Here is a 13,262-nt window from a genome sequence, read left to right on the forward strand (position 1 = left end):
CTCAATATGCTTATGGTTGCTTAGGCTTGGGTTTGTTTTACAAGCACCCCATGACAGCGCCAAGCAAATCTCATGGCCGTAAGGCGATTCGCCCGACACTGCGGCCTCAGGAACTCATCTCCGCCACGCCAGACCTGCATGGCGTGTGGAAAGCCAAGATCATCACGCTCTTTCCCAGCGCCTTTCCCGGCGTGCTGGGCGAAAGCCTGACAGGCAAGGCCCTGCAAGAGGGGCTATGGCAGTTGGAAACGGTCGATCTGCGGCAATTCGGCGTCGGCAAGCACCGCAATGTGGATGACACCCCAGCCGGTGGGGGCGCTGGCATGGTGCTGCGCCCGGACGTGCTGGGCGACGCGATCGAAAACACGATGGCGGGGGTTCAGGGCAACTGGCCGATGATCTATCTCAGCCCGCGCGGGCGACCCATGGACCAACAGATGATGCAGTCGCTGGCGCGTGCTGATGGCGTTACCCTGCTCTGTGGCCGGTTCGAGGGCGTCGATGAGCGGGTGCTGGAGCATTACGGCATTCAGGAGGTATCGCTCGGCGATTTCGTGATGACCGGCGGCGAGATCGCGGCACAGGCGCTGATCGACGCCACGGTGCGCCTGATCCCCGGCGTACTAGGCAATCAGGCCTCGACCGAGGAGGAGAGCTTTTCCTCGGGTCTGCTGGAGCATCCGCAATATACTCGCCCCGCCGAGTGGAAGGGCCGCACGATCCCCGATGTGCTGATGTCGGGGCATCACGGCAAGGTGGCAGAGTGGCGGCGCGACATGAGCATGGAAATCACCCGCGCCCGCCGCCCGGATCTGTGGCGCAAACGCTCGGATGACGATGGCTGACCCTGCCCCAAGGCATCGGCATTGCACCGCGACAGCTCCGACCCAAAAAAATTCACGCAATTAGGCCTCGTGCCATCTTTTTGCACGATTTTACCCGCTAAAGGTGAGTCGTCTGCTGCTTGTACTGAAATAACTATCTGGGGACTCTTTCATGAAACGGATTGCTTTGGCTGCGGTCACGCTGCTGTCGGCCTGTGGCCAATTGCCGGGACCTTCTGTGCCCTATCAGCCGGGTCAAAACCTCGACAGCGCGCGTGCCGCCTTCCAGGCCTGCGCACCAACCGCACCGAAATCGGGACAGAACGCCGTTATAGGGAGTTACGCTGGAGGCTTCGTGCTGGCCGGGCTTATCGGCGTTGTCGCGGTCGCCGTCAGTGAAGACGATATCCGGACCAACGGCGAATATAACGGCGTCGACCGGTGCCTATCGCGGTACGGCTTCGAGCGGCGTGAGCTTACGGGAGCCGAGCTGCAGCGCCTCAACACCAGCACACCTGAACAACGGCGCGTGCTGCTGGACCAGCTGGTCGGCAGCGGATTGCAACAGACAGCATCAAATTCGTTCTGATTGCAGCGCCAAGGGTAAGGCTGGACGCGCCGACCGCGCGCGTTTGGCCATTCCGAAATCGCCTGTTGCCGCAGATCGCCACCGCTGTGTAAGCTCAGCCCACACAAATAACCGAGGGACAGGGAAGCCGTGGCTGCAAAATTCGAACTCTACACTGACAAATCCGGTGAATTCCGTTTTCGACTGAAGGCGGGCAATGGCGAAAATATTCTGGCCAGCGAAGGCTATAAGCAAAAGGCCAGCGCTGAAAACGGCATCAAGTCGGTCAAAGAAAACGCCCCCGACGATGCGCGCTATGAACGCAAGGAAACCACCGCTGGCAAGCTTATGTTCAATCTCAAGGCCAGCAACGGTCAGGTGATCGGAACCTCGCAAAGCTATGCCAGTGCCTCGGGGCGCGACAACGGCATCGAGTCGGTCAAAAAGAACGCCCCCGACGCCGCGACCGACGACCAGACCTGAGCCGTCAATCAAGCAGGCCCCGCCATGGTCGGGGCCTCTTGATCTGTCGCGCATCTGCTCTTATACACCGCTGGCCGGGACTCAGAGATGAGTCGCCCGGCTTGGGTTTATTGGCTTGCCTGTTTCTTCGACAGGCCAATGGCCACAGACCCAAAAACCGAAGAAATGACGACCTGATCTCTGGCGGGCGCAGCGGCGGACCCGGTGAAGACCAAGAGCTCTGAGGCGCCACCACCTTCGTGGATCAACCACGAGCAGATAGGAGTAGATCAGATGGACCTGATCGCACAGCTTGAAGCGGAGCAGATCTCCGCTCTTGGGAAGGACATTCCCGATTTCAAACCCGGCGACACCATTCGCGTCGGCTACAAGGTGACCGAAGGCACACGCTCGCGCGTGCAGAACTACGAAGGCGTCTGCATCAGCCGCAAGAACGGCAATGGCATTGCCGGTTCGTTCACCGTTCGCAAGATTTCCTTTGGCGAAGGCGTGGAACGTGTGTTCCCGCTGTTCTCGACCAATATCGACAGCATCACTGTTGTTCGCCGTGGCCGCGTCCGTCGCGCCAAACTGTACTATCTGCGCTCGCGCCGCGGTAAATCCGCCCGTATCGCAGAAGACACCCACTACAAGCCCAAGGCTGGCGCCCAGGCGTAAGGAGCGGACCCATGAAAAAAGACACTCATCCCGACTATCACGTGATCGACGTCAAAATGACCGACGGCACGGTTGTGCAGATGCGCTCGACCTGGGGCAAGGAAGGCGACCAGATGGCGCTGGATATCGACCCCTCGGTGCACCCAGCCTGGACCGGCGGCAACACCCGCCTGATGGATGCCGGCGGCCGCGTGTCCAAGTTCAAAAAGAAATACGAAGGCCTGGGCTTCTAAACACCCGGTGCTTTTTCGAGTTGAGGCCGCCCACTGGGCGGCCTCTTTTGTTGCCGATATAGCTCAACCACCATCCGCCTCGCGCGCGCCAGACCACGAATCGCGGTCGATATCGAGATCAGGAAACCCCTCGGGGTCAAAAACAGGCCGCTCCACCCCGGAGTTCAACTGCTTGCGGAAATCCCCAAGCAGCCGCAGCACAATGGGTATGAGCATCGTCAGCGCCACAAGATTGACCACCGCCAGCAGCCCCATCAGCGGAAACGCGTTAAACCCAAGGCAACAGACGCGATCAGACAGACCGCGTTTGAACGGGATCGCAGTTCGGTCTTTAATCACTTGGTTCCGAAGCACCGTGCCTAGGGCTTGGAAATCAGGTACCCGGCACCCGCTCTCTCGACGCGCAAAAAACCGTCAAGATGCCCGCCAGCGACGAATGTGTCACTGCCTGCAAGCGCTTCAAGAATGGTGTGCCGCGTCTTGGCCGCCTGCACACCATCATAGTCATAGACAAGACCGACATCCGGATCGGGCGCTTGTAACGCGCCCACGTGCAGAGCGTCGCCCCACAGCAGCAAAGACTCATTGGCGCTGGCAAACTGGTATCCGCAATGCCCCGGCGTATGACCTGGCAGAGAAACCAGCGCAAGCCCTGGTATCAGTTCACCAACCGGGGTGGCAGCAAGCCGATCATCGTAGGCAGAGGCGACCTGCGCGACAATATCGAACCCGCTACGCCGGGCTTTGGGGGCTCGGTCGCGCTCCAGTGGATCGCTGTAAAATCTCAAATCCATCTCCGGGGCGATCACGCGTGCCTGCGGGAAATAGGCACCGCCGCCAGCATCCATCAACCCCAAGGCGTGATCGCCATGGAAATGGGTCAGCAATACCGTTTCAATCTGTTCCGGCGACACGCCCAACTCGGCAAGCTGAGGCCGCATCTTCCCGAAATCCGGCCCCCAACCGGTTCCCGCACCCGCATCGATCAGCATGATCTTCCCCGGCCCTCGCACTAGAAAACAGTTCACCGGGATGCTCAGCTTTGGCGCGCCCCACCGCGCGACAGCCTTGCTACAGGCCACTTTGCCTTTCTGGTGCATTATGACACTCAACGGCGCTTCAAATGTGCCGTCAAACAGCCTCGTTATGCTGTATTGACCTATCTGCTGTGTTTCCTGCGCCATACCTAGCCTCCCACTCATGACAGCATCGCAAGGGTTAGAACCGGGTCAACCCGTTTCAGCGCATCTCAGCAAAGGTCACTCCCCGAAATTCATGCTTACGACAGCGCTTCCCTTTGCACAGCACACCACATATAGTGCGGCCCAACAGCGCGGAGACAATCGCGCGGAATGTGGGACAGACAGGCATGGCACATATCATTGTCGTCGGGAACGAAAAGGGCGGCGCGGGGAAATCTACGGTTTCGATGCATGTGGCCACCGCCCTTGCGCGGATGGGATACAAGGTCAACACGCTGGATCTTGACCTGCGCCAGCGCAGCCTCGGGCGCTATTTCGAAAACCGCCGCAGCTTCCTGCGCGATGCCGAGATCGACCTGCCCGGCCCCGTCAACCACGACCTGCCCGAGATCGACCCGCAGACTCTGAAACCGGGCGAGAACATCTATGACCATCGTCTGTCCGCCGCTGTTGGCTCACTTGAAACCGACAGCGACTATATCCTGATCGACTGCCCCGGCTCGCATACGCGGCTGAGCCAGGTGGCGCATTCGCTGGCCGATACGCTGGTCACGCCGCTGAATGACAGCTTCATTGATTTCGATCTGCTGGCGCGCACGGATTCCAAGGGCGAGGCTATCGTCGGCCCCTCGGTCTATTCCGAGATGGTCTGGAACGCCCGCCAGTTGCGCGCGCAGGCCGGGTTGAAACCGATCGACTGGGTGGTGTTGCGCAACCGCGTCGGCACCCAGCGCATGGTCAACAAGGAAAAGATGGAGCGCGCGCTCAAGATGCTGTCCGACCGGATCGGCTTCCGCATCGCGCCGGGCTTTTCCGAACGCGTCATCTTCCGCGAGTTGTTCCCGCGCGGCCTGACCCTGCTGGACCTAAAGGATATCGGCGTCAAGCAGCTCAACATCTCGAACGTTGCCGCCCGGCAGGAACTGCGCGACATGATGAAAGCCCTCAGCCTGCCCGGCGTCGAGATCGACTTCTGAGCACAATCCGGAAAGTGTAACATGGTTTCTTGGACCAAATTGCGGGGCTAGGTGTCTGGTCAAGGTTGTCCGGACGGAACCAGGCTATTCGATATCAAACCGGCAAGAAGCTGATCAAAATTGCGCCCTTGCCGTTTCCGAGCACGGTAACTCCCCGGCAAAACACGGCTATTTGGGAATGGTTTAAGGTTTGACGAGACCAAGGTCTCGCCGGAACACCTGTTTCCCAACCGTCAGTGCGTTCACTTTCTCGACGATGGCGTCGGCATCGATACCGTGATGGCGATAAAGATCGCCGATCGTGCCGGTCTGACCAAAGTGTTCAACGCCCATAGAGATGGTTTGATGCCCATGCACGCCCCCCAACCACGAAAGTGTTGCCGGATGCCCGTCGATGACGGTGATCAGTTTGCAGTGCGGTGCAAGGTCCGACATCAGCGTTTCGATATGGGATCGTGCCGCCTGATTGCCGCGCGAGCGTGCGCGTTGCGCGGCCGTCCATCCGGCGTTCAGCCGATCAGCCGAGGTGACAGAAAGAACACCGATATCCCGGCGGCCTTCCCCAATCATTCCGGCGGCTCGGATTGCCTCCGGTGCAACGGCGCCCTGATAGGCGATCACAACTTCGCAATTTGGGCCCGGCTTGCGCAGCCAATAGGCCCCGTCGATGGCCCCTTGACGGAATTCATCGTCAACGCGCTTGCCCGGTTGCTCGATCGGGTTGGTGGTTAGGCGCAGGTAAACCGAACCGCCGATTTCGTCTCGCAGCCATGTGCGTTCGTCCGGTTGCCCCTCACCGTCGCGCTGGAGGTAGTCAAAGGCCCATTCCATGATCACCGCCAATTCATCGGCGAAGGCGGGTTCAAAGGCGGCCAACCCGTCCTGGCTCATGCCGATCAGAGGGGTGCCAACGGATTGGTGCGCGCCACCTTCCGGAGCCAGCGTCACACCCGAAGGCGTGCCCACCAGCATGAACCGCGCATCCTGATAGCAGGCGTAGTTCAGCGCATCGAGCCCGCGACAGACAAAGGGGTCGTACACTGTGCCAATCGGGATCAGCCGTTTGCCGAACAGGGAATGTGACAGCCCCGCTGCGCCCAGAAGCAGCATCAGGTTCATTTCGGCGATGCCAAGTTCGATATGCTGCCCTTTGGGCGTAAACTCCCATTTTGCGGTCGATGGGATGCGGTGTTCGATGAAAGCGTCAGCCTGTTCGGATCGGGAAAACAGCTTGCGCCGGTTCACCCAGGGGCCAAGGCTGGTTGTGCCGGTCACGTCGGGCGACGTGGTCACGATGCGCTCGGCCAGTTCGCTATCCCCTTTCGACAGATCGTCCAGGATCTTGCCAAAAGCCGTTTGGGTCGAAACCTCGCGGCTTGTGTCTATCCCGATGGGTGGCACGTCCAGCTTGTCATCATGATAGCGCCGCGGCCCTTCGGCGAAAAACGGAACCTTCGATAGAAAGCGCGTGAACGCCTCGGGATCAGGTACGGTGGCAAGGGGCTCCCATTCGTCGCCTGCGGCCACTCCCATATGGGCCTGCCACTGAGCAAATTGGCTGTTATTCATCAGCCCGCCATGATTGTCCTTGTGGCCGGCAATAGGTGTACCCCAACCTTTTACCGTATAGGCCAGAAAACAGGTCGGGCGATCATGATCGATCGCGGCAAATGCCTGGGCCATGGTCTCAACGCAGTTGCCACCAAGATTTTCCATCAATGCCGCGAGTTCGATGTCCGTGCGTCGCTCAATAAGGGCTGTCACGTCCCCTTGATCGCCCAGATTATCCATCAGGCGCTGGCGCCAGACTGCGCCACCCATGAAAGTCAGCGCTGAATAGTCCTGGTTGGGGCAGGCATCAATCCAGTCGCGCAGTCGCGCTCCTCCGGGTTCTTCGAATGCGGCGCGCTGTAGAATGCCGTATTTTACGCGCACGACGTCCCAGCCGAAGGCATCAAATATCTTCTCGATCCTCTCAAACAACCCTTCGCGCACGATGCCGTCCAGTGACTGGCGGTTGTAATCGATGATCCACCACGTATTGCGCAGGTCGTTCTTCCAGCCCTCCTGCAACGCCTCGTAGATATTGCCTTCGTCAAGTTCGGCATCGCCGACCAGTGCCACCATGCGCCCCATCGGGGCATCCGACCCCCAGCTTTTGGCCTTGATGTAGTCCTGGATGATCGACGCAAATGAGGTGATCGCCACACCCAGCCCCACCGATCCGGTCGAGAAGTCCACATCGTCGATATCCTTGGTGCGGCTGGGATAGCTCTGCACACCGCCAAACCCACGGAAATTCTCCATCTTCTCGCGGGTCTGGTTGCCCATGAGATATTGCATGGCGTGAAAGACCGGTGACGCATGGGGTTTGACAGCCACCCTGTCCTCTGGCCGCAGCGCCGAGAAATACAGGGCCGTCATGATCGATACCATCGACGCTGAAGATGCCTGATGCCCGCCGATCTTGATCCCATCCACCTTGGGCCGGACATGGTTGGCATGGTGGATCATCCAATGCGACAACCACAGCAGGCGTTGTTCGACAATCTTCAGTTGGGTGGAGTCAGGATGCATGGCGATCTCCGGGTTCAGGCGGCGTTGCGCGCGGGGTAAGGCAGAGCTTGTTCCAAATCTGCGAGGATATCTTCGACATCCTCAAGCCCGACCGACAGGCGGATCAGACCATCACTGATACCATGCTCGGCCCGTTCCTCGGGCGTATAGGTGGAATGGGTCATCGACGCCGGATGCTGGATCAGGGTTTCTGCATCGCCCAGGGAGACCGCGCGCTGGATCATGTTGAGGCCGTTCATGAGGGCGATCCCACCGGTCAGGCCGGAGTTAACCTCAAACGCGATCATCGCGCCGGATTGGGACATTTGCCGCTGGGCGACATCGTACTGCGCAAAGCTCTCAAGCCCCGGGAAATATACGGTTTCAACGGCTGGATGAGCTTCGAGGAAATCGGCCACGACCTTGGCCGAGGCACAATGACGGTCCATGCGTAGATTGAGCGTTTTCAGCCCTCGCAGAATGAGCATCGCGTTGAAGGGCGCCATCACCGCGCCGGTCATGTCTTTCATGCCGACAAGACGGATCTCAGCAATCTGTTCTGCGGTGCCCACGACAAGACCAGCGACCACATCCCCATGTCCGCCGAGATATTTGGTGGCAGAATGCACAACGATATCCGCACCATGTTCGATCGGGCGAGTGAGATAGGGGCTGGCATAGGTATTGTCGACAACGACCTGCGCCCCGGCCAAATGTGCGATCTCGGCATTGGCGGCAATGTCCACCAGTCGCATGTTCGGGTTGGCCGGGGTTTCGAAATAGACCACGCGGGTTTTGTCCGACACGGCCGCGCGCAGGTTTTCGGGGTCCGTCATATCGACATGAGTGATCTTGACACCCCATTTCGCCAGACCGTGGCGCATGAAGGCAAAGGTACAGCCGTAGAGTGTTTTGTCGACGATCACCTCATCCCCCGGCGATAGCAGGGTCCACAACACGGCGGTGATCGCTCCCATGCCGCTGGAGAGGGCCAGCCCGGCCTCGGCACCCTCAAGGGTGGCAATGCGGCGCTCGAGAAGATCGCATGTGGGGTTCGAAATCCGGCTGTAGATATGGCCTTCGCGTTCGCCCGCGAACATCTCGCCACCGGCCTCGGCTGTTTCGAACGAAAAGGTTGAGGTCAAATGCAACGGCGGGGTCAGAGCGCCGTCATTTTCCAGCGGGTTATAGGCATGATGGATGGCGCGGGTGGCAAATCCGGTGGAACGGGTCATGACAATCTCCTGAATCCTGTTGAAGACCAATTTACGCCTTTCTGCTGGGCATTTGATTGCAAATTATACCAGTATCGGACTATGGATTGACATAATCTGCCACAGTGAGGCCGTGATGGACGACAAAGACAGACAGATCATACGCGCCCTTCAGCGGGACGGGCGCATGACCAACCAGGATCTCTCTGATGCTGTAAACCTGTCACCGTCGCCCTGCCTGCGCCGCGTCAAGAATCTGGAGGCCAAAGGGGTCATCAAGGGATACAGCGCCGATGTGGACGCCGCCGCCTACGGAATGGCCATTACCGTCTTTGTGCGAATTCGGCTCGAACGCCATAACGAAACAGATGTTCAGAATTTCGAAAAGCGGGTTCGAATGATCGATGAAGTTCTCGAATGCCATGTGCTGACCGGGGCCATGGACTACCAGTTGCGGGTGCTCGTGTCGGACCTCGAAGCCTATGAAGGCTTTATCCGAAATCGCATTCATCCGATTGGAGGCATCGCCTCCATCGATACCAGTTTTGTCTACGGGACAGTCAAGAAGACAGCCGTTTTCCCGGCCAGTTGATGAAGCCTCAGGTCTTTTGGCGCGCGCGAGTCGCGAACCTACGCTTTGACCCCTGGCAGTTGGTTCGCGGCATCGAGTTTCGCCCAGTCGAACGTGACGCCGATACCCGGCACATCTGGCGCAATTGCCAGATGATCCTCAACGACCAGAGGGCGCGTCGTGTAGCTGTCGATAGGAAAGGAATGCACCTCGATCCAACCGGCGTTGGGTCGGGCCGAGACCAGACTGACATGCAACTCCTGCATGCCGTGACTGCAAACGGGCACATTATGCGATAGCGCGCGCTCAGCGACCTGAAGAAAGCCGGTAATGCCCCCGCAATTCGAGGCGTCGGGCTGGATATAGCTGAGCTTGGCCTGCGCAAACGCGTAGTCGAATTCGTGGATGGTGTGCAGGTTCTCGCCCATGGCCAGCGGCATTCCGGTCGCTTCGGCGATTTGACCATACCCGGCATAGTCATCCGGAATCGTCGGCTCTTCGAACCACAGCAGGTTGAACGGGGCAAACGCCTCGGCCGCCGCGATGGCCTGTGGCACCGACATCGCATAATTCGCATCAACCATGAATGCGATATCGGGACCGATCAGCTCGCGTACAGCCTTGATGCGGTCCACATCCTCGGCCAAGGTCGGCTGCCCGATCTTGATCTTCACCCCGTTGAAGCCGCGATCCAGATACCCCTGCACAGACGACAGCAGCTTCGGCAGGTCGAACCCTAGGTCGATACCGCCGCAATAGGCCTTGCAGGACCGCCCCGCCCCGCCCGCCATTTGCCAGAGCGGCTGTCCGGTCCGTTTTCCGCGCAGATCCCAAAGCGCGATATCGACGGCAGAAATCGCAAAAGAGGCGATGCCACCACGCGCGACGTAATGCACATGCCATTGCATCGCCTCATAGAGGTCTTCGACATTCTCCGCCTGCTGCCCGATCAGAAACGGTGCCAGATCGTGGTCGATCATCGCGACAATGGCATGCCCGCCCTTGCCGCCGGTATAGGTATAGCCGGTACCCTCGCTGCCATCGGCAAGACGTACTGTCACCGTGATCAGTTCGAAAAAATGATGATCCCCGTGCTTCGCGTCGACCAGCACCTCAGCCAACGGAATGTGAAACAGCCGCGTTTCGATGGCGGTGATGCCGGTCACGATGAAGGTCCTTGGATGGCATCCACCGCTTTGAAACCGGCTTTCCCGACCACCGGTTCCGTTCGCCATGGCAGAACTGGGTGCGACAGACGGCTAAACATCTACATTCTCCGACTTTGGTACGACAAAAGACCGCATAAATAACAACACTGAGCTGCCTGATGTCAATACATGTCGAAAAACAAGGGAAAATGCGGAGGCCTCCACTTCGACCTTGATGAGGTTCAAGGCCCATCAGAACTTTTGGTCCTATCAAAACGAGAATCTTTGAAGTTGCACGGCTCCATGATGCGTATGGGGCACGGAACAAAACCGTGATGTGGCTCCAGAACATTCCGAAAACCTGGAAATACAACACGCATATAAAGCTAAAACCGGCCTCGCGCGTGGAATATGAGTTGCGGCAGAGGGCAAGGGCAAGGCATCCTCGGCGGCATGAAAAACGATATTCTTAAGCGACTGCGATATTCTCTTGGTAAGGACTCGCAGACTGCCTCACTCCAGGACTGGCGCATGGCGCTATCACTGGTTCTGCGTGACCGTCTTGTCGATGTATGGATCGACAGTGCGCACACAACTGAGACAAATTCCTCCAAGCGGGTGTATTACCTTTCGATGGAGTTTTTGATCGGGCGCCTGATCGAAGACATGATCTCAAACCTCGGACTCGAATCTGCCGCCCGTGATGCGATGGAAGCGCTCGGTCAACACTATGACGCGATCGTTCATGATGAGCCCGACGCGGCGCTTGGCAATGGCGGGCTCGGTCGTCTGGCCGCGTGTTTCATGGATTCTCTGGCGACGCTGGGTATCCCCGCCTTTGGATATGGCATCCGCTATGAGCATGGCCTGTTTGAGCAGAGCTTTGTCGAAGGCGAGCAGGTCGAACAACCCGAGACATGGCTGTCGCAACGCCACGCCTGGGAATTCGAGCGCCCTGAAGTGCAGCATTCCATCGGCTTTGGTGGCCATGTCAGCCATAGCGATGGGCGCGCCACCTGGCATCCCGACAGCGGGGTGGCCGCGACAGCGTTCGACACGCCGGTTGTTGGCTGGAAAGGCGAATGGGGCAACACATTGCGGCTTTGGTCTGCGAAACCGGTGACCCCGTTCGACCTCGACAGCTTCAACCGCGGCGACTACCTCGCCGCCAGCCGGTCCGAGGCTCTGGCGCGCACAATTTCGCGGGTGCTTTATCCGGACGATACCACCGAGAGCGGCAAGGAACTGCGGCTAAAGCAGGAGTATTTCTTTACCGCCGCCTCGATCATGGACCTGCTGCGTCGCCATATGGACGATCATGACGACATTCGCACCCTGCCGGATCATGTTGCGATCCAGCTCAACGATACCCACCCGGCCATCGCGGGGCCGGAACTTGTGCGTCTGCTGGTGGACGAACACGGGTTGCCGATGCCCGAGGCGATCGCACTAGCGCGCCGTTGCCTTGCCTACACAAATCATACGCTGCTGCCGGAGGCACTGGAACGCTGGTCTGAAGGCCTGTTCGCGCGCGTGCTTCCCAGACATCTGGAGATCATCCGCATCATCGAAGAGGCGCAGCAGGCCGAATTTCCCGGCAGCCCCCGCATATTAGAGCATGGCGAAATACGCATGGGCGAGTTGGCCTTTGTGATGGCGCATAAGGTCAATGGCGTCTCGGCCCTCCATACCGAACTGGTCAAGGAAACGGTTTTTGCCGATCTGCACCGTATCCACCCCACCCGCATCGTGAACCAGACCAATGGCATCACGCCGCGCCGGTGGCTGCATGGCTGCAACCCGGCGCTGCGCAGCTTGATCAACAACCAGCTTGGCGAGGCCTGGGTTAGCGATCTGGAACAGCTTGCGGCGCTAAAGGCGATGCGCGCGGATTCAGAGTTCATCGCGGCATTCCAGCAAGCCAAGCGCAGCAACAAGATGGCGCTATCCAACTGGATAGGCGAGACCTGCGGCGTTGCGCTGGACCCCGACGCGATGTTCGACGTGCAGATCAAGCGTATTCATGAATACAAACGGCAGTTGATGAACCTGCTGGAAACAGTCGCGCTCTGGAACGAGATGCGTGACGATCCCGATGGGGACTGGACGCCGCGCGTTAAGATCTTTGGCGGCAAGGCGGCACCGGGCTATGTCCTGGCCAAGCAAATCATCCATCTGATCAACGATGTCGCCCGCGTGGTGAATGCCGACCCCGCCACGAAGGGTCGGCTCAAGATCGTGTTTCCGCCGAATTACAACGTGACGATGGCGGAACGGCTGATCCCAGCCGCCGATCTGTCAGAGCAAATCTCGACAGCCGGCAAAGAGGCGTCGGGCACGGGCAATATGAAATTTGCCCTGAACGGCGCGCTGACCATCGGCACACTGGACGGCGCAAATGTCGAGATCCGCGATCATGTCGGCAGCGAGAACTTCTTTCTCTTCGGACTGACCGCCAGCGAGGTGGTGGATCGCCGTATTCAGCACGGATTCTCGCGCAATGCGATCGAGGCCAGCCCGCGCCTGCAAAGGGTGCTGGGGCAGATATTCGAGGGCCTCTTCTCGCCCGAAGACCCCTATCGTTATCACGGCCTGATCGGGATGCTGTATGACCATGATCATTTCCTGGTGACCTGTGATTTCGACAGCTACTACGACACCCAGCGCCGCGCCGATGTCGTCTTTCAGAACCCGCGGAACTGGGCGTCGATGGCGTTGATGAATACTGCCAGCATGGGGTGGTTCTCGTCGGATCGGACGATCCGGGGATATGCCAGGGACATCTGGCAGGCGGACGCACCAAGCTCGGCGCTGGAGCGGTCCGCATGA

General features: G+C 59.0%; 13 protein-coding genes. 8 read left to right on the forward strand and 5 right to left on the reverse strand.

Translation table 11 applies throughout. The features are described 5' to 3' along the window. The first annotated feature begins 50 nt into the window (after positions 1–50). From trmD to rpmE, 5 genes are all read left to right on the forward strand, one after another. Positions 51–845, forward strand: coding sequence for a tRNA (guanosine(37)-N1)-methyltransferase TrmD (gene trmD / locus AB1E34_RS01085; protein ID WP_372570490.1), 795 nt, complete (start codon positions 51–53; stop codon positions 843–845). Between the two features lie 151 nt (positions 846–996). Further along, positions 997–1,413: a hypothetical protein gene (locus AB1E34_RS01090; protein ID WP_372570491.1), complete on the forward strand. Its 417-nt coding sequence runs from the start codon at positions 997–999 to the stop codon at positions 1,411–1,413. A gap of 129 nt (positions 1,414–1,542) precedes the next feature. Continuing rightward, positions 1,543–1,875, forward strand: a complete 333-nt coding sequence (locus tag AB1E34_RS01095; RefSeq protein ID WP_372570492.1) for a YegP family protein — start codon at positions 1,543–1,545, stop codon at positions 1,873–1,875. A gap of 273 nt (positions 1,876–2,148) precedes the next feature. Continuing rightward, positions 2,149–2,532, forward strand: a complete 384-nt coding sequence (rplS, locus tag AB1E34_RS01100; RefSeq protein ID WP_306198144.1) for a 50S ribosomal protein L19 — start codon at positions 2,149–2,151, stop codon at positions 2,530–2,532. An 11-nt stretch (positions 2,533–2,543) separates the two neighbouring features. Next, a complete protein-coding gene (rpmE, locus tag AB1E34_RS01105) occupies positions 2,544–2,765 on the forward strand; it encodes a 50S ribosomal protein L31 (protein WP_249710580.1) in 222 nt (73 codons plus the stop codon). 63 nt (positions 2,766–2,828) lie between these two features. On the opposite strand, the gene AB1E34_RS01110 is transcribed toward rpmE, so the two are convergent. Together AB1E34_RS01110 and AB1E34_RS01115 are read right to left on the reverse strand one after the other, a co-directional pair. Beyond that, positions 2,829–3,104: a hypothetical protein gene (locus tag AB1E34_RS01110; protein ID WP_372570493.1), complete on the reverse strand. Its 276-nt coding sequence runs from the start codon at positions 3,102–3,104 to the stop codon at positions 2,829–2,831. Between the two features lie 20 nt (positions 3,105–3,124). Next, positions 3,125–3,949 (reverse strand): MBL fold metallo-hydrolase, encoded by an 825-nt coding sequence (locus tag AB1E34_RS01115; RefSeq protein WP_372570494.1) that lies wholly within the window; start codon positions 3,947–3,949, stop codon positions 3,125–3,127. 185 nt (positions 3,950–4,134) lie between these two features. Here AB1E34_RS01115 and AB1E34_RS01120 point away from each other — a divergent pair, with 185 nt between their 5' ends. Continuing rightward, on the forward strand, positions 4,135–4,944 hold the full coding sequence (locus AB1E34_RS01120; protein WP_306198152.1) for a division plane positioning ATPase MipZ: 810 nt from the start codon (positions 4,135–4,137) through the stop codon (positions 4,942–4,944). Positions 4,945–5,127: 183 nt separating this feature from the next. On the opposite strand, the gene AB1E34_RS01125 is transcribed toward AB1E34_RS01120, so the two are convergent. Beyond that, positions 5,128–7,521: a thiamine pyrophosphate-binding protein gene (locus tag AB1E34_RS01125; protein WP_372570495.1), complete on the reverse strand. Its 2,394-nt coding sequence runs from the start codon at positions 7,519–7,521 to the stop codon at positions 5,128–5,130. Positions 7,522–7,535: 14 nt separating this feature from the next. Next, a complete protein-coding gene (locus tag AB1E34_RS01130) occupies positions 7,536–8,735 on the reverse strand; it encodes a methionine gamma-lyase (RefSeq protein WP_372570496.1) in 1,200 nt (399 codons plus the stop codon). 115 nt (positions 8,736–8,850) lie between these two features. Between AB1E34_RS01130 and AB1E34_RS01135 the strand changes: the two genes are divergently transcribed. Then, positions 8,851–9,306, forward strand: coding sequence for an Lrp/AsnC family transcriptional regulator (locus AB1E34_RS01135; protein ID WP_372570497.1), 456 nt, complete (start codon positions 8,851–8,853; stop codon positions 9,304–9,306). A gap of 38 nt (positions 9,307–9,344) precedes the next feature. On the opposite strand, the gene AB1E34_RS01140 is transcribed toward AB1E34_RS01135, so the two are convergent. Further along, entirely contained in the window at positions 9,345–10,520 is a 1,176-nt protein-coding gene (locus AB1E34_RS01140) for a mandelate racemase/muconate lactonizing enzyme family protein (protein WP_372570498.1), read from the reverse strand. Between the two features lie 366 nt (positions 10,521–10,886). On the opposite strand from AB1E34_RS01140, the gene AB1E34_RS01145 reads away from it, so the two are divergent. After that, positions 10,887–13,262, forward strand: a complete 2,376-nt coding sequence (locus AB1E34_RS01145; protein ID WP_372570499.1) for a glycogen/starch/alpha-glucan phosphorylase — start codon at positions 10,887–10,889, stop codon at positions 13,260–13,262.

Source organism: Ruegeria jejuensis (assembly GCF_041537905.1).
Classification (GTDB): domain Bacteria; phylum Pseudomonadota; class Alphaproteobacteria; order Rhodobacterales; family Rhodobacteraceae; genus Ruegeria_C.

What these genes read in the sequence shown, in the direction of transcription:
- trmD (WP_372570490.1), top strand. Translation starts at nt 51, where the DNA reads ATGACAGCGCCAAGCAAATCTCATGGCCGTAAGGCGATTCGCCCGACA.
- AB1E34_RS01090 (WP_372570491.1), top strand. Translation starts at nt 997, where the DNA reads ATGAAACGGATTGCTTTGGCTGCGGTCACGCTGCTGTCGGCCTGTGGC.
- rplS (WP_306198144.1), top strand. Translation starts at nt 2,149, where the DNA reads ATGGACCTGATCGCACAGCTTGAAGCGGAGCAGATCTCCGCTCTTGGG.
- rpmE (WP_249710580.1), top strand. Translation starts at nt 2,544, where the DNA reads ATGAAAAAAGACACTCATCCCGACTATCACGTGATCGACGTCAAAATG.
- AB1E34_RS01115 (WP_372570494.1), bottom strand. Translation starts at nt 3,949, where the DNA reads ATGGCGCAGGAAACACAGCAGATAGGTCAATACAGCATAACGAGGCTG.
- AB1E34_RS01120 (WP_306198152.1), top strand. Translation starts at nt 4,135, where the DNA reads ATGGCACATATCATTGTCGTCGGGAACGAAAAGGGCGGCGCGGGGAAA.
- AB1E34_RS01125 (WP_372570495.1), bottom strand. Translation starts at nt 7,521, where the DNA reads ATGCATCCTGACTCCACCCAACTGAAGATTGTCGAACAACGCCTGCTG.
- AB1E34_RS01130 (WP_372570496.1), bottom strand. Translation starts at nt 8,735, where the DNA reads ATGACCCGTTCCACCGGATTTGCCACCCGCGCCATCCATCATGCCTAT.
- AB1E34_RS01135 (WP_372570497.1), top strand. Translation starts at nt 8,851, where the DNA reads ATGGACGACAAAGACAGACAGATCATACGCGCCCTTCAGCGGGACGGG.
- AB1E34_RS01140 (WP_372570498.1), bottom strand. Translation starts at nt 10,520, where the DNA reads ATGGCGAACGGAACCGGTGGTCGGGAAAGCCGGTTTCAAAGCGGTGGA.
- AB1E34_RS01145 (WP_372570499.1), top strand. Translation starts at nt 10,887, where the DNA reads ATGAAAAACGATATTCTTAAGCGACTGCGATATTCTCTTGGTAAGGAC.